General features: G+C 61.3%; 8 protein-coding genes. 7 read left to right on the forward strand and 1 reads right to left on the reverse strand.

From position 1 onward, the window contains the following. The first annotated feature begins 13 nt into the window (after positions 1-13). The 7 genes from ACYSTU_RS08100 to ACYSTU_RS08130 all read left to right on the forward strand — a co-directional run bounded on the left by ACYSTU_RS08100 (position 14) and on the right by ACYSTU_RS08130 (position 9,459). Positions 14-1,273 (forward strand): DUF3426 domain-containing protein, encoded by a 1,260-nt coding sequence (locus ACYSTU_RS08100; RefSeq protein WP_498997340.1) that lies wholly within the window; start codon positions 14-16, stop codon positions 1,271-1,273. 184 nt (positions 1,274-1,457) lie between these two features. Beyond that, positions 1,458-2,468 (forward strand): tRNA dihydrouridine synthase DusB, encoded by a 1,011-nt coding sequence (dusB, locus tag ACYSTU_RS08105; protein ID WP_016771866.1) that lies wholly within the window; start codon positions 1,458-1,460, stop codon positions 2,466-2,468. Continuing rightward, positions 2,465-2,785 carry a DNA-binding transcriptional regulator Fis gene (gene fis / locus ACYSTU_RS08110; RefSeq protein ID WP_002555375.1) on the forward strand — a complete coding sequence of 107 codons (321 nt, stop codon included), beginning with the start codon at positions 2,465-2,467 and terminating at the stop codon, positions 2,783-2,785. The genes dusB and fis overlap by 4 nt, the downstream gene beginning before the upstream one ends. Positions 2,786-2,868: 83 nt before the next feature. After that, complete coding sequence (gene purH / locus ACYSTU_RS08115) at positions 2,869-4,476, forward strand: bifunctional phosphoribosylaminoimidazolecarboxamide formyltransferase/IMP cyclohydrolase (protein ID WP_498997343.1); 1,608 nt, start codon at positions 2,869-2,871, stop codon at positions 4,474-4,476. A 151-nt stretch (positions 4,477-4,627) separates the two neighbouring features. Then, the gene (gene purD / locus ACYSTU_RS08120; protein ID WP_498997345.1) at positions 4,628-5,923 is read left to right on the forward strand and encodes a phosphoribosylamine--glycine ligase; all 1,296 of its coding nucleotides are present in this window, start codon (positions 4,628-4,630) and stop codon (positions 5,921-5,923) included. A gap of 99 nt (positions 5,924-6,022) precedes the next feature. Further along, positions 6,023-8,800: a hybrid sensor histidine kinase/response regulator gene (locus ACYSTU_RS08125; RefSeq protein ID WP_122610421.1), complete on the forward strand. Its 2,778-nt coding sequence runs from the start codon at positions 6,023-6,025 to the stop codon at positions 8,798-8,800. 62 nt (positions 8,801-8,862) lie between these two features. Then, complete coding sequence (locus tag ACYSTU_RS08130; RefSeq protein WP_016771870.1) at positions 8,863-9,459, forward strand: MarC family protein; 597 nt, start codon at positions 8,863-8,865, stop codon at positions 9,457-9,459. A gap of 77 nt (positions 9,460-9,536) precedes the next feature. On the opposite strand, the gene ACYSTU_RS08135 is transcribed toward ACYSTU_RS08130, so the two are convergent. Beyond that, positions 9,537-16,643, reverse strand: a complete 7,107-nt coding sequence (locus tag ACYSTU_RS08135) for a TcdA/TcdB pore-forming domain-containing protein (RefSeq protein ID WP_498997348.1) — start codon at positions 16,641-16,643, stop codon at positions 9,537-9,539. Between the last annotated feature and the right edge of the window lie 209 nt (positions 16,644-16,852).

Here is a 16,852-nt window from a genome sequence, read left to right on the forward strand (position 1 = left end):
ACCGGATCGCCGCATGACCGACAGTTTCGTCACCCAATGCCCGCATTGCCAGACCAGTTTCCGCGTCAACCATGCTCAGTTGAGCGTGGCGCGCGGCGTGGTTCGTTGCGGCTCCTGCCTGCAAGTGTTCAATGCCGCCAAGCAGCTGCTCGAGCAACATTCTGGCAAGGACACGGTGACGCCGCTCGCACCAGCGCTGCCTGAAACGCCCGCGCCTGTCAGCGATTCTGCGGTCGTCGAACAGATCCCCGCACCGCGCGCCATTAGCCAGAAGCAATGGAGCGCGTCGGAACTGGATCTGGACAGCCTCGATCTGGACGAAGAACTCGCCCGCCTCGAACAGCGCGAAATCCAGCCGGCCGCCGAATTCGGCCGTACCCGCGAAGAATCCTTGAGCGCCCGGCGCGACAGCCCGGAACCGGACGAAGGCACATGGCCCGACAGCCTGTTCAGTGAGCCTGCCGATGAGCGCAGCGCAGCGCCGGATGTCGAACCGTATATCGACGGCGTCGAAACCCTCGAACCCGAGCGCACCGAACCCTCGTTATCACTGGAACCGGTGGATCTGGATGACGAGCCGCCGATCCCGCAACTGCGCCTGCACGATCCGATTGACCCGGCCGCCCGCCGCGAACGCTTCTCGGCCAGCGACGACAGCGATGACGACGCTCTGCCATTGATCACCTCGCCGCGCAAAAAACGCGAACGGGCCGAGCCCGGCGTGCGCGCCGAGGTCCTGCAGGATCTGACCGACGACCCGCTGCAACTGGACTGGCAGCAACGCCGTTCGCCCTGGGGCCGGCGCCTGCTCTGGCTGGTGCTGGTGCTGCTGGCCGCCGGCGGTCTTGCCGCTCAGTACGTTGCCTATCACTTCGAGGAACTGGCGCGGCAGGATCAATACCGACCGTGGTTCCAGCAGATCTGCCCGCAGATTGGCTGCACCGTGCCGTCGAAAGTCGATATCGGCAAAATCAAGAGCAGCAACCTGGTGGTGCGCAGCCATCCCGAATTCAGCGGGGCGCTGGTGGTCGATGCGATCATTTACAACCGGGCGACGTTTTCCCAGCCGTTCCCGTTGCTCGAACTGCGTTTTGCCGACCTCAACGGTCATCTGATCGCCAGTCGTCGCTTCAAACCCGGCGAGTACCTGAGCGGCGATCTCGAAGGCCTCGCGGAAATGCCGCCGCAGACGCCGATCCACATCGCCCTGGATATTCTCGATCCGGGGCCGAAAGCGGTGAATTACAGCCTGAACTTCCACTCACCGGAATGAACCGCTTCAGCGTTTCCCGATTGACGGCATTTTTCTGACTGATCGCGGCCGACCAAACCGTTGGCGATAACAGAATAACTGTTCAGATTTTGTTCAATTCAGCCTTTAACCAGTCATCGAGAGCGGGTATCATGCCCACCCTTTTTCGAACTCTCATGATCCGGCCCCACTTCAGGGAAGTCCTATGTCGGCGGTACGCATCGGCCCATATACATTGCAGAACGGTTTGATTCTCGCCCCGATGGCGGGAGTCACCGACCAGCCCTTTCGTCAGCTGTGCAAGCGTCTGGGCGCAGGGCTTGTAGTCTCGGAAATGGTCACCAGCGACATGAGCCTGTGGAATACGCGCAAGTCACGCATGCGCATGATCCACGAAGGCGATCCCGAGCCGCGCTCGGTGCAGATCGCCGGTGGCGACGCGCAGATGCTGGCCGATGCGGCACGGGCCAACGTCGAGTTGGGCGCACAGATTATCGATATCAACATGGGTTGCCCGGCAAAGAAGGTCTGCAACAAGGCCGCCGGCTCCGCGTTGCTGAAAGACGAAGCACTGGTGACCGAGATCCTGCAGGCCGTAGTGGCCGCGGTTGATGTGCCGGTTACCCTGAAGATCCGCACCGGCTGGGATCGCGAAAACAAGAATGGCCTGAACGTGGCGAAGATCGCCGAACAGGCCGGGATCACAGCGCTGGCCGTACATGGCCGTACGCGCGCCGATCTGTACACAGGGGAAGCCGAGTACGACACGATTGCCGCGATCAAGCAGGCGGTGTCGATCCCGGTGTTTGCCAATGGCGATATCGATTCGCCGGAAAAGGCCCGATACGTGCTTGATGCGACCGGTGCCGATGGCCTGCTGATAGGCCGGGCCGCTCAAGGGCGGCCATGGATTTTTCGCGAGATCGATCACTTCCTGCGCACCGGCGAGAAATTGCCCGCGCCGGAACTGAGCGAAGTGGAACGCATCCTGCTGGAGCACCTGGCTGCCCTTCACGCCTTCTATGGCGACGTGATGGGCGTGCGCATTGCCCGCAAGCATGTGGGCTGGTATCTCGCAACCTTGCCGGGCGCCAGGGAGTTTCGCGCCCGTTTCAATCGTTTGGATGGTACGGAAACACAATGCGCCGACGTTCGGGAGTTCTTCGCCGAGCGTTACAAGAGCCTGACAGGGGACGAAGAAGGGGTGGCCGCATGACGATGATGACCGAGACTTTAGTGAGTGGAACAACACCCGTGAGCGACAACGTGAATTTGAAACAGCACCTCAACACGCCGAGCGAAGAAGGCCAGACCCTTCGCGGGAGTGTCGAGAAGGCGCTGCACAATTATTTCGCCCACCTTGAGGGCGCGTCCGTCACGGATGTGTACAACCTGGTGCTGTCCGAAGTCGAGGCGCCCCTGCTCGAAAGCGTGATGAACTACGTCAAGGGCAACCAGACCAAGGCCAGTGAGCTGCTGGGACTGAACCGCGGCACGCTGCGCAAGAAACTCAAGCAGTACGATCTGCTGTAAGCATTCAATCAAACCAGAAAGGCGCCCGCGTAAAAAACGGTCGCCTTTTTTGCTGACTTCCTTTGCTTTTGATGGAAATTGAGATGACCGACCAGACTACCCGCCTGCCGATCCGCCGCGCCTTGATCAGCGTTTCCGACAAGACCGGGATCCTCGAATTCGCCAAGGAGCTCGAAGCTCTGGGCGTCGAGATCCTCTCCACCGGCGGAACGTTCAAGCTGCTGCGTGACAACGGCGTTGCCGCAGTGGAAGTCGCGGATTACACCGGTTTCGCCGAGATGATGGACGGTCGGGTGAAAACCCTGCACCCGAAAATCCACGGCGGCATCCTCGGTCGTCGCGGTACTGACGACGCGATCATGAACGAGCACGGCATCAAGCCGATCGATCTGGTAGCGGTCAACCTGTACCCGTTCGAAGCGACCATCAACAAGCCAGGCTGCGACCTGCCGACCGCCATCGAGAACATCGACATCGGCGGGCCGACCATGGTCCGTTCGGCAGCGAAAAACCATAAAGACGTGGCCATCGTGGTGAATGCCAGCGATTACGCCAACGTCCTGGAAAACCTCAAGGCCGGCGGCCTGACCTACGCTCAGCGTTTCGACCTGATGCTCAAGGCCTTCGAACACACCGCCGCCTACGACGGCATGATCGCCAACTACATGGGCACCGTGAACCAGGCCGCTGAAACCTTGAGCACTGAAGGTCGCAGCGAATTCCCGCGCACCTTCAACAGCCAGTTCATCAAGGCTCAGGAAATGCGCTACGGCGAGAACCCGCACCAGAGCGCGGCGTTCTACGTGGAAGCCAAGCCTGCCGAAGTCGGCATCGCCACCGCGACCCAGCTGCAAGGCAAGGAACTGTCGTACAACAACGTCGCCGACACCGACGCGGCGCTGGAATGCGTGAAGAGTTTCGTCAAGCCAGCCTGCGTGATCGTCAAGCACGCCAACCCGTGCGGCGTGGCGGTCAGCCCGGACGCTGAAGGCGGCATCCGTCAGGCTTACGAACTGGCGTACGCCACCGACACCGAGTCGGCGTTCGGCGGCATCATCGCCTTCAACCGTGAACTGGATGCCGAGACCGCCAAAGCGATCGTCGAGCGCCAGTTCGTTGAAGTGATCATCGCCCCAAGCGTCAGCGAAGAAGCCCGCGCCATCGTTGCCGCGAAAGCCAACGTACGCCTGCTGGCCTGCGGCGACTGGTCGGCTGAGCGCGCCGCTGCCTGGGACTACAAACGCGTCAACGGTGGCCTGCTGGTGCAGAGCCGCGATATCGGCATGATCAGCGCCGACGACCTGAAAGTGGTGACCAAACGCGCACCGACCGAACAGGAAATCCACGACCTGATCTTCGCCTGGAAAGTCGCCAAGTACGTCAAATCCAACGCCATCGTCTACGCCAAGAATCGCCAGACCATCGGTGTCGGCGCCGGCCAGATGAGCCGCGTCAACTCGGCCCGCATCGCCGCGATCAAGGCTGAGCACGCCGGTCTGCAAGTAGCCGGTTCGGTCATGGCGTCCGACGCATTCTTCCCGTTCCGCGACGGCCTCGACAACGCGGCCAAGGTCGGTATCACTGCGGTGATCCAGCCGGGCGGTTCGATGCGTGACAACGAAGTGATTGCTGCTGCTGATGAAGCCGGCATCGCGATGGTATTCACCGGCATGCGCCACTTCCGTCACTGATTATTTTGCTTGATCGTACCCACGCTCTGCGTGGGCACGCAGCCCGGGACGCTCCGCGTCCCTCGGACGCGGAGCGTCCGTAGAGGCATTCCCACGCGGAGCGTGGGAACGATCAGCCCCCACAGAATTAGCGTCATCCGAGGTTTTTGAAATGAATGTTTTGATCATTGGCAGCGGTGGCCGTGAACACGCTCTGGCCTGGAAAGTGGCTCAGGATCCGCGTGTGCAGAAGGTTTTCGTTGCACCGGGCAACGCTGGCACTGCCACTGAAGCCAAGTGCGAGAACGTCGCCATCGACGTGCTGGCGCTGGAGCAACTGGCTGACTTCGCCGAGAAAAACGTTTCCCTGACCATCGTCGGCCCGGAAGTGCCGCTGGTGGCTGGCGTGGTCGATCTGTTCCGCTCCCGTGGCCTGGACTGCTTCGGTCCGACCGCCGGTGCTGCGCAACTGGAAGGCTCGAAAGCCTTCACCAAGGATTTCCTCGCCCGCCACAAGATCCCGACCGCCGATTACCAGAACTTCACCGAGATCGAGCCGGCCCTGGCTTATCTGCGTGAGAAAGGCGCGCCGATCGTGATCAAGGCCGATGGCCTGGCTGCCGGCAAAGGCGTGATCGTCGCCATGACCCTGACCGAAGCCGAAGACGCCGTGCGTGACATGCTCGCCGGCAACTCGTTTGGCGACGCCGGTTCACGTGTGGTGATCGAAGAATTCCTCGACGGCGAAGAAGCCTCGTTCATCGTCATGGTCGACGGCAAGAACGTGCTGCCGATGGCCACCAGCCAGGACCACAAACGCGTCGGCGACGGCGACAGCGGCCCGAACACCGGCGGCATGGGCGCCTACTCCCCTGCCCCGGTGGTCACCGCCGACGTGCATCAGCGCGTGATGGATCAGGTGATCTGGCCGACCGTGCGCGGCATGGCCGACGAAGGCAACGTCTACACTGGTTTCCTCTATGCCGGTCTGATGATCGACAAGGCCGGTAACCCGAAAGTCATCGAGTTCAACTGCCGCTTCGGCGATCCGGAAACCCAACCGGTGATGCTGCGTCTGCAATCGAGCCTGGTGCTGCTGGTCGAAGCCGCATTGGCGCAAGCGCTGGACAAGATTGAAGCGCAATGGGATCCGCGTCCGAGCGTTGGCATCGTGCTGGCCGCTGGCGGCTACCCGGGCGACTACGCCAAAGGCGCAGCGATCAACGGTCTGGACGCGGCGGCAGCTCTGGAAGGCAAAGTCTTCCACGCCGGCACCGCACTGAAAGACGGTCAGGTCGTTACTGCCGGTGGTCGTGTACTGTGTGCCACTGCCATGGGCGCCACCGTCGGTGAAGCTCAGCAGCAGGCCTACAAACTTGCCGCTGCCATCGACTGGGAAGGCTGCTTCTACCGCAAGGACATCGGCTACCGCGCCATTGCCCGTGAACGCGGCGAAACCCAGGAGTAAGCGATCCATCAGGCCCGGCGCGGGATGCCATTCCTCGCCGGGCTGTTCGGTCGTCGCGCATCGTTATATTCTGGCATCAACCTACGAAGGGATTTCGCCGTGCGCTGGCTCAGGATTGCCATAAGCTTCACCGTCACGCTGATGACCTTGCTCTGCACGCTCCCGGCCCAGGCCGCGCAAGGCAGTGGCTGGTCGGTATTGCTTGACGATCAGGGCATCCTGCAACTGAGCGACATCCGCTCCGCTCGCTACACCAATCAATTCAGCCCCATCGAGCTTGACCGCCTGACCGCGGCCGAACCCGACGGCGCCCTGTGGCTGCGCTTCAAACTGGCGCCGGGCAAGCACGAACAAGTGCTGCGCATCTTTGCCCCCGACCTGTCCCAACTCAATCTCTACGTGCTCGACGGCGACCGGCTGATCGAGCAACGCAATACCGGCAACGAACGGCCCCAGGCCGAACATCCATTGCCGAGCAGCGATTTCATGCTGCCGCTGCCCCAGGCTGACAAGCCGCTGGACGTCTACGTACGCATGGTTTCCGGCCATCAGCTGCGCCCGCACATCACCCTGCAAGCGGCAATCGAAGGCGCCGCCGATCAGAAGCAGACGCTGATTTTCGGCCTGCTGTTCGGCTGCCTCGCCATGCTCCTGCTGCACAACCTGGTGCGCTACGCCTACTCGCGCTCGCGCAGCAGTCTGTGGCTGGCGATCTGTGAGGGCCTGCTGGGGCTGAGTCTGTTCCTGTTGCTCAACCTCGCCGGTCCGTGGCTGCCGAACTGGCAAGCCATTCAGACGCCGGGCGCTTATCTGGCATTGCTGCTGACGGCTCCAGCCGGGTTGATGTTCGCCCTGCGCTTCTTTGCGCCACTGGGCCAGCACGCGCTGAACAAACTGCTGTGGGGCGACATTCTGTTGATCGTCACGTGCAGCCTGTTGCTGCTGTTCGTCAACACCTTGCCGCTGAACATCATCACCTACGCACTGGTCGCACTGGCCGGCCTGAGCATGTTGCTGGTGGGCTTCTATCACTGGCAAAAAGGCTATCGCCCGGCGCGTCTGTTCGTCGCCGCCATGGTCGTGTTCAACATTGGCACCCTGGTTATCCTGCCGGCGCTGCTGGGGCTGACACTGGTTACGCCGCAAGGCCTGATCATGACGCTGATGGTGTTCATCTGCATCAGTGGCCTGCTGATGAGCATTGCCTTGGGCGAGCGACAGCGCAGCATCACCGAAAGCCGTTTCAGCATCAGCCGCGACCTCGCGGCAAGCAACGCCGAAATCAACGCCAAAGCCGAATTCCTCGCCAAGATCAGCCACGAAATCCGCACACCGATGAACGGTGTACTGGGCATGACCGAGCTGCTGCTGGGCACGCCGCTGTCGGTCAAGCAACGCGATTATGTGCAGACCATCCACAGCGCCGGCAACGAACTGCTGACGCTGATCAACGAGATCCTCGACATCTCCAAGCTCGAATCCGGGCAGATCGAACTCGATGACGTGCAGTTCGACCTCAACGCGCTGATCGACGATTGCCTGAGCATCTACCGGGCCAAGGCCGAGCAACAGAACGTCGAGCTGATCAGTTTCATCCAGCCGCAAGTGCCACGGGTGATCAGCGGCGATCCGACGCGCCTGCGCCAGACCTTGCTGAGCCTGCTGGAAAACGCCCTGAAGAAAACCGAAGAAGGCGAAGTGCTGATCGTCGTTGCACTGGACGAGCGCAGCAGCAAACCGCGCCTGCGCATTGCCGTGCAGGACAGCGGCGTGCCGATGGAGCCGGAAGAGCGCGAGGCGCTTCTGCACGCCGAATTGCACAGCAAGCACTTCCTCTCGGCCAATCGCCTCGGTGGCAATCTTGGCCTGGTGATTGCGCGCCAACTGATTCGTCTGATGCAAGGCGAGTTCGGCATCAAGAGCGGCGCCACCCAGGGCAGCACTTTGTGGCTGACCTTGCCACTGGACCCGGATCGCCTCGAACATCCGACCTCCGATCTGGACAGTCCGCTGCAAGGCGCACGGGTGCTGGTAGTCGACGATAACGACACCTGTCGCAAAGTGCTGGTACAGCAATGCAGCGCCTGGGGCCTGAATGTCAGCGCCGTGCCGTCGGGCAAGGAAGCGCTGGCGCTGCTGCGCACCAAGGCGCACCTGCGCGATTACTTCGACGTGGTTCTGCTCGACCAGAACATGCCCGGCATGACCGGCATGCAACTGGCCGCGAAGATCAAGGAAGACCCGAGCTTGAACCACGACATTCTGCTGATCATGCTCACCGGCATCAGCAACGCGCCGAGCAAGATCATTGCGCGCAATTCCGGGATCAAACGGATTCTGGCCAAACCGGTGGCCGGTTATACGCTCAAGACCACGCTGGCGGACGAACTCAATCAACGCAACAAGGGCCAGGTGGTGTTCCAGCCGCAGGTCGTTACGGCGGCCACAGCGGCCAAGGTGCCGAGCGACTTCCGCATCCTCGTCGCCGAAGACAACACCATTTCGACCAAAGTGATTCGCGGCATGCTCGGCAAGCTCAATCTGCAACCGGACACCGCGAGCAATGGCGAAGAAGCGCTGCAAGCGATGAAGGCCCAGCGTTACGACCTGGTGCTGATGGACTGCGAAATGCCGATCCTCGATGGTTTCTCCGCGACGCAGCAACTGCGCGCCTGGGAAGTCAGCAATCAGCGCATCCGCACACCGATCGTCGCCCTCACCGCGCACATTCTCGCCGAACATAAAGAACGCGCCCGCCAGGCCGGCATGGACGGGCACATGTCCAAACCGGTCGAGCTGTCGCAACTGCGTGAACTGATCGAGCATTGGGTCGCCGAACGCGATCAGCAGAACCGGGCCACGACCCAGCCGTCGTAAACCGACAGATTGTCCGGTGCCTGATAGACTCCCCCCGACTCCATCGCCAGTGAGCTTGCATCATGCTCCATGTGTTGTTCAGCGTTTATCTGAAGATGCTGGTGCTCTACAGCCCGTTCTTCGTGTTGTCCTGCTTTATCAGCCTGACCCGTGGCTATTCGCGCAAGGAACAGCGGCGTCTGGCGTGGAAGGTCGCCCTCGCCACACTGATTTCCAGTGTGCTGCTGTATTTGTTCGGGCGGGTGATTTTCGATGTCTTCGGCATCACCGTGGACGCCTTTCGCATCGGTGCCGGCAGCGTGTTGTTCATTTCCGCGCTGGGCATGGCTCAGGGCAAACCGGCGGTGCAGGCCGACAATGTGCAGCAGGACGTGACCATCGTGCCGCTGACCATTCCGCTGACGGTCGGCCCCGGCACGATCGGCGCCTTGCTGGTGATGGGCGTCAGCCAGCCGCACTGGGACGACAAGCTCACCGCAATCATGAGTATTGCGCTCGCCAGTTTCACTGTCGGTGTGGTGCTGTACCTGTCCAATCGCATCGAGCGGATTCTCGGCGATCAGGGCTTGCAGATTGTCAGCCGCTTGATGGGATTGTTCGTTTGCGCGCTGGCAGCGCAAATCATCTTTACCGGTGTGAAGGGTTATCTGGTGCCTTGAGCATTGTCGCAGTGCAACCGCCACAACAAACGCCGCGTACGGTCACCGTTCGCGGCGTTTTGTTGTGCATGGCGGCCTCAGCGCAGCGCTGCGATCACCGCTGTCAGGCTGACCGTTGCCTCGACACCGCGCGCAGTGGCGAAGGCTTGCAGCCCTTGAGCCAGCGTCAAGGTATGTGGCCGCCCGGCGATGGGCAGCATCAGTAGCAGTGGGCGTTGTCCGTCGAAATTACGCACGATCAGACTGTGTCCGGAGTCCGGATCGGTCAGCACCACATCGTCATCGACCCGTGACATCCACCAATGCCCGCACTCGTCCAGATCCAGATCCAGCAGGCAAGGTTCTGCCGTTTCAGCATCTGTAGCCTGTCGTCCATCGACCACGATGCAGTCCAGGCGCTGGAAGGACGCTTGCGACAGCCGATAACCCGAGGTCTGCGAACCGTAAGCCAGCAGCAGCCTGGCGACGCCTTCGGGCAGCAATGGCTCGATCTCTGTCATGTCATCACCCACCTCGAGCGCCAGGACTTCGGCGTCGCGCTGGGCATAACTGCCGGGCAGCCAGACGCCGTCGTTCGGGCCGGCGCTGAAAATCAACTGGTCGACCGGGTCGAACAGCATCGGCTGCTTCGACCCGCGCGTACCGAGAAATGCCGACCACTGCCCGTCGCTGCGCCCGGCCAGATCGAACAGCCGGTCAAGTTGCGGCAGGTAATACAGGTAGCGTCCGGTTGCACTTGCCACTTGTATGACAGACGCGTGGGCATGTCCGTGCAACAACGCTCGCAGGCGCGCACGTAACTGTTCATCGCTCTGACCCGGCACATGAGACCAGCGATTTTCCACGCCAACGATCATTGCCGGCTGGTTATCCAGCAATTGCAGATGCACCCCGTCGAGGGTCTGCGCGACCAGCCCTTCACCCTGGCGTCGCACCTCAGCAAAAGTCCATGACGTCCAGACCTTTTCAGGCCTGCCGAGCGCCTCCGATTTCAGCACGCGATGGTCCTCGGCAAACACTCCCCGCAGTGCTTCGATCGCCATCAGCGGCTGGCGATAAAGTTGTCCGGTGCTGATTTCAAGCAACCAGACCGCGCTGTTATCCGGGGTCAGACCGAGCAGCGCCAGCTCCTTGCCCTGACCGATATCGGCCACAGCGATTCTGCCATCGACACACCATGCCGCCAGGAACGCCTGACCTGCCACATCACGTAAACCGAAGATCGGCAACGGCAGCAACGGCGCTTTCGTGGCCAGCGCGGGCAATGCGCTCAACCAATCGGGATGTCTCCGCAGCCAACGCGGCCCGACACCGGCGAACCGCAGAATCGACGGCTTATCGGCCTGATCGAGCCACGCCTCATCGCTTCTGTGGGCAAGGGAAGGTACCCCGTACTGAAACACAATTGCGTCGTCGATCGCTGCCGCTGCCGGCACGTCGACGATATCGATTTCGAACAGTCGGCCGTCGTCCTTGGTGGCGATGAAACGCTGATTGGTCTGAGTGACCTCCACCACATCGTGTTCGATCACCACACTCTGCCAATGCCCGACCCGGGGTTCGATGCCGCGGCTGATCGTCCGCTCCTGCGGGCTATAGAACAGCACCGCGTTGTTTTCCGCGCTGGACGGCACCAGCATCAACAAGTCCTCGGGCCAGGACCGGTCCTGCCCGGCCTGAATGCACTTGCCCGTCGCCTTGTTCAGCCAGGCCCGGTCGCGCCGACGCAACCCGGCATAGCCTTCCACGACAATGAACGGAGCATAAGACCAGCCGCTGCTGCTGGCGGCCGTGTCTGGCGATTCGCGCCTGAACGGGCCATCGATTTGTCGAAGCGCTTCGCGCGGTTCGAACCGATAATCCTCTGCCGCGAAAGTGATCTTGCAAGCCGTCAGCTCCACATCCCGACCGGTGATCCGATACTCGATGGTGGTGGTGCCATGCAACGCTTCTGCCGTCAGCTTCTGCACAATCCGCAGCGCACCATCGGCTTGTTGTTGGCAGCCAATGATCGTCGATCCCATACGCGGATTTTTCAGACGGTAGCGATGCTGGACGATGCCGGTCAGCACATCGACCCGCCACAGCGATGGATGATCGGGATGATAAAACCACGCATGGCCCGCGCTGACGCCTGCCAGAACCACGCCCTCGTTGACCTCCTGCGGCAGGTTACGTGCGAACAGCACCCGATCCCGCGCGGTGTCGTAATAACCGGTGGTCACCACTGGTTGGCCCGGCGAATTGAACGGCACTCTGAAGTTACGCAACGGCAAATACGCTGCGGTCAATTGCCCGCTGGTGACCTGAGCGCGCAGATAGCGCAGAACCGGCGCCGGGATGCCGCTGGCTGTCATGTCGGCGCTGCGCTGCTGATCCGCAGCTTCGTTTTCGTAGTCGAGAACAACACCGATCAGATGCAGGCTGAGGCCTGCCCAGTCGATCCGGAACAGGCCCTGGGCCAGCTCGATGACACCGTCGAAACGATTCAACATCACGCCATCGACCAGCATGTCAGGTGCGCTGTCGATGCTGTCCCGTGGCTTTTCCCGAAAGCTGACCTGTTCCACCCGGGCCCAGGACGCTTGCACCGTCCATGTCACCCGTTCCCAGCCCTGCGCTTGTTCGAAATTCACCGCCAGCAGGCCTGGCACTAATCGAATCCGGTATTGCCCCTGCGGCGCGGTGATCCGGTAGGCAATCTTCTCGCGCCACTCTGGTGGCAGGTCCGGAACCACCAGTTGGCTGACCTCAGCGCTCAACTGCACCTTGATCGTCGTGGCCATGAAGACCGGATGCAGCTTGTAAAGGATGTGTGGCGCAAACGGCGTGCTGAACAGGTAAAACACCCGGTTACCGAGCGCGTCATATTCCAGCTGATGTGCCAGACGGTCATGCAACCGCGGATAGCGGGTCGTGGAAAAAGGCACGGCCCCAGCGCTGCCGAGCTGATATTCGTAGCCGTAGTAACAGACGGGTGAACAGGGCAGCACCAGCGTCTCGGGCAAGGTCCCCCAGACGCTGCCGACAGCAGGCCGTTGAAAGGCTCTGGGGATGTTGATCGCGGCATGTCGCCTGGCTGGATCATCGTCGTACTGCGGCAGCTCCAGCGCACTGCCTTTCCAGGGGTAAAACTTCTGCCCCTCGAACGCCACCCTTCTGCTGTGCAGATCCACCTCGGTGATCACGGCCAGCGCGGGGAACTGCAAGACCGCACCAGCGCGTTCGTAAGATTGCTGATAAGCGTCGTGAATCTGCGAGAGGTGCTCGCCAATGGCCGCAGCCTTGTCCATGATCTGCCCGAGATTGCTGGCAATGGCGGTCACCCCGATACCCACGCCCAGTAGCGGCACAGCCAGCGCTGCGGCGAACGCGCCCACCGTTCCGCCCGCTGCCAGGGCGACAAGATCCAGACCCAGCGCCGCCGTGTTGAACGCCAGGGACGTGGAGAACCGCGCTCGCTGCTCATGATTCTCTGCCTGCGTCAGGTTGTAGATGTCGAAGCCGATATTGGCCACGGAAAATGCCACACCAACGCCCGTCGTGGCCTGTCCTGCCAGGCGTGCGGCGAATGAGCCCTGCTGCAACGCCCGCTCGGCCGCTGCTACCTGACGCACCAGTTGGACGATCTGCACAGCATCGCTGGCGACACCAAAGCCCAGCTGTGCATAACTGACGTACACCTGGATCTGCAGAGCAACGGTCAACGCCGGCACGGTATCGCCAGCGCGGTAATCGCGCTGGCGCATTTCACTGATCAGCGTCTGGATCGCAAAGGCAAAACTCAGCCGGCTCCCACCGTCGTGGTCAGCCGTCTGCCCGGGCCTGGCCGCACCGCCCTGCACGAGTCGTTCGACGTATTGCCTGATTTTCTGAAAGCGCGAATCGCGGGTGATCACCGTCAGGGGGTTTTGCGCATTGCGCGGATCGATCAGGGTAATGCTGTGGCCGCCGTCGGCTTTGTTGCCGAGGGTATCGAACAACGGCACGTAATCACCCGCCACCTTGTGCTCACGGCGCAAGCGCTCGGTCGCCTGCTCGAACTCGCTGGCCCAGTAGCGTGCATCCAGTTGCGCGAGACTGGCGCCCAGTCGAGCGTTTTCGCCCAGAGATCGGGTGCGGGCCAACGCTTGCTTGTGCCAGATCGACGCTCCCTGCGGATCGGCCAGTGCAACGTTGTGCAGAAAACTGTCTACGCGCAGATCCGATGACAGCCTGCGTTCGGCGATCGTCGAGGTGTCCAGTTCGATCACGTTGAATGGCGCATTGGCCGCATCGCCCAGACCATAAAGCTTCGCCAGCGCGTTATCGTCTGCGCTCAGATAATGCTCTACGCCACGCTGCAACTGCGCACCATCGGCAAACCCATAGAGAGCAAAGTTGGGGTCGTAGAAGCGATAGGCCGCGTGCTCACCGGTTCGCACTTTGGCCAGCAGCAGGGCGTGGTCGCCGGTGTCGAGCAGCAGCACCGCAGGTGCCGCACTGGCGTCCAGCGCAGCCATGATGCTGTCCATGCGCTGCACGCCGCGAGCGCTGCCGACCTCGCCGGTGGGCAAGGCGCGCAGTTCGTCCAGCGCACTGCGCAACGCCCGCGAGCCAAGTTCGTCGGGACTCGCGCTGGCGTTGGCGACATGCCCGACCAACGCCCGCTCCGCCGGCTCGCCAGCTGCAACGGCGGCGCCCATCAGCAGCACCAGCGGATAACAGCGGCGCCCCGGGTCGCCTGCGTTGTGCTGCAACAGATCCTGCGGCAACTGCTTGACCGACACCGCGCCAGCCTTGAAAAAGACATCACGCACCTGGCCGCTGCGCTGCAAGATCTGCGTGCGGAACTCATGCCGGGCGCTGCGCTTGATCTGGCCGATACGCTCGCCCCACTGGCGCAGCGTCAGCGGCTCGGACATGGCTTGCACCTTGAGTTCGCGGGTCGTCGATGTGGCCGTCGGCAGGTCGCGTTCCAGCCCGTTCTCGAACGCCGCCGAGCGGCGCTGGCGCACGGCTTTTTCAATCGCATCGTAGCGCGCGAAAGTGCCGTCGCGGTCGGTGGCGATGGCCAGGTCGCGCACCTGTTGCCAGGTATCGGCGAACCCGCCATCGTCCACGCTCGTGGCACCGAAAATGCCGCCGAGCACGACCCGCATTGCGGGGCTCAGTTGCTCCAGCGGCAGCGTTCCGTGGGCGATGCGGCTGAACAGTTCGTTGAGATGGCTGACGGAATCCGCGCCATGGGAGGTCGGCACCACGACAGGTCCTTGCGCCAGCACCTGTTGGCGGGTGTCGAAGTCGATGACCACGGTTTGATCGAAGGTAACCTCCCCGCTCAACTTGTCTCGCATCGCTCGAATGAAAGGCTCGCCCAGATCATCCATCAAACGTTGCAGCACCGCGGTCAACAGCACCGGTTTGCCTTCGACAACGGGCCAGCCGCGCTCGAAGGTCAGGCTTCGATCACTGAGCAGGTCGGACAAGCGTCCGGCATAACGGGATTTGAGCTTGCCCTCGGCCCACCGGGCGTGTTCCATCTCCAGCCAGTCTTTTTCCGTGCCCCTGACGATCCAGCCGGAAATGGTTTCCTCTTCGGTATTGACGTTATAGCCCTCGCGCAAACGCTGTTGCGCCAACACCTGACGAGTGAAATACGGATCGCAATTGGCTTCGATGTATTCATGCAATCCGGCGAGTGCCGCGCCCGGGCCGGTGAGCGTTACCGTGCCTCCCGCGTCATTACGAATGCCGTCCTGGTAATAGGTGACAACCGCTTTAAGCAATTGGTAGGCATAAGCTTCATTCCAGTTGGTGAAGTTCGACCTGACCAACATCTCTTCGATGACTGCCGCAGCGACCGTGGTCAGGATTTCACTGTCGGCCCACCCGGATCCCGAGTTGGCCATGCGTCTTTCCACTTCCGCGAGCACGTCGTAATTAAGCCGAATGACTTGCATGATCGACAACGTCATGCCGCTGCCCGGCTGGGCGATGAAATGTGCATTCATTTCCTCGTCGATTTGCAGCCCCATGCGAAAGCCGTTCTCGCCGGCCTCCACGGTTTGCGGCGGCACGAACAGTTCAAGCGGGTCCGGTTTGCTGCGAGCAAAATCCTCGAGAAGTTGTTTATGTTGTTGTGGAAGACTGTCGGTTCTGTCGGGGTAATGCTGTGGATCGCGTCCAGGCATCAACTGCGGGTTATTGTTCAACAGAAGTTGCAGAACACCGATCTTTTGCGTCTGGCTGTAATCGCTGACATCGACACCGCCCAACTTATCGAGCAGTGGCGGCAGATAATCCATGTCGGTATAACGCCCGCCTTCACGAAGTTCTGCCTGCAAGCGCACCACATCGCTCGCTGCGGCGAAGTTGCCGCGCATCGACACTTCGCGGCGGTAAACGTCCGCCAGCAAGTCATCGGCAAAGGTGTGAGATACATCGCGTAATTGCAGATCCGCGCCAACCATCGCCAGATGGCTGTCGAGGCAGCGCTGACGAAAAGCCTGCAGCGTCGCGCGGTCCTTGCCATAAGCACGCACCATCAGATCGATGCGCGCTTGATCGGCTCGCCCATTCCACTTCGGCTGGCTGAGGTAGTCGAACATCTGCTGTTTCAACACCCGTGCGCGGTCTTCAATCATCGTCGCCAGTTGCCCGGCATGCTTGAGTGCAGCGCCACCGGACGCCATCGCATCAGCCCTGGCACTGTCGAGAATGACCCGGTTCATCTCGAAAGCCAGCAACGCATCGCTGTCGTACCAAAGGTTGAAGCGGTAACCCTCCGCCGCCATCACCTGGCGCCAGATATTCATGTAATCGCGCTGATTGACACCGACTTCGCTGCCGCCAACCCAGACGAAATGGATGACTTTCGGCACCGGCCGGGTCAGCCCCGACAACATTTCCACGGTCGTCGAAAGCCGTGACAGATAACGTTGCAGCCCGCGCGCAATGTCATCGACAACCACCGGAACAGGGGTTTTCTTGCGTTTGAGCAGCGCTGCAAGTTGCTCTTGAAACAGGCTCGCCAGGGTCAACAACGACACCGGATCGGTCGTTTGACTGGCTTGCTGGTAACAGTCGTTCAGCGCTTGGTACTGCGCCGAGGCAGAGAACTCCCGTAACGCCCTGGAGATCACCGAATACTCTTGCGCAGATACGAACGCTCGCCCGAACGAATAATCGTTTTTCAAAGCCATTGCACACTCCTTGTTTATTAAATGGCTCATTGACCGCGCACAACTTTCGCGCCGCTGCAGAGCGGTAGATTGATTTGAACGACACTCGACAAGTGCTGTGAACACAGCACCCTAGTGGGCGAATACGCGCCACACAAACAACAAGGAATACAAAGCTTGTCCCCGGCAATATCTGATAACACCGCAGCAGTACGCTGTAACGGCAGCGA

This window comes from Pseudomonas glycinis, from assembly GCF_054871425.1.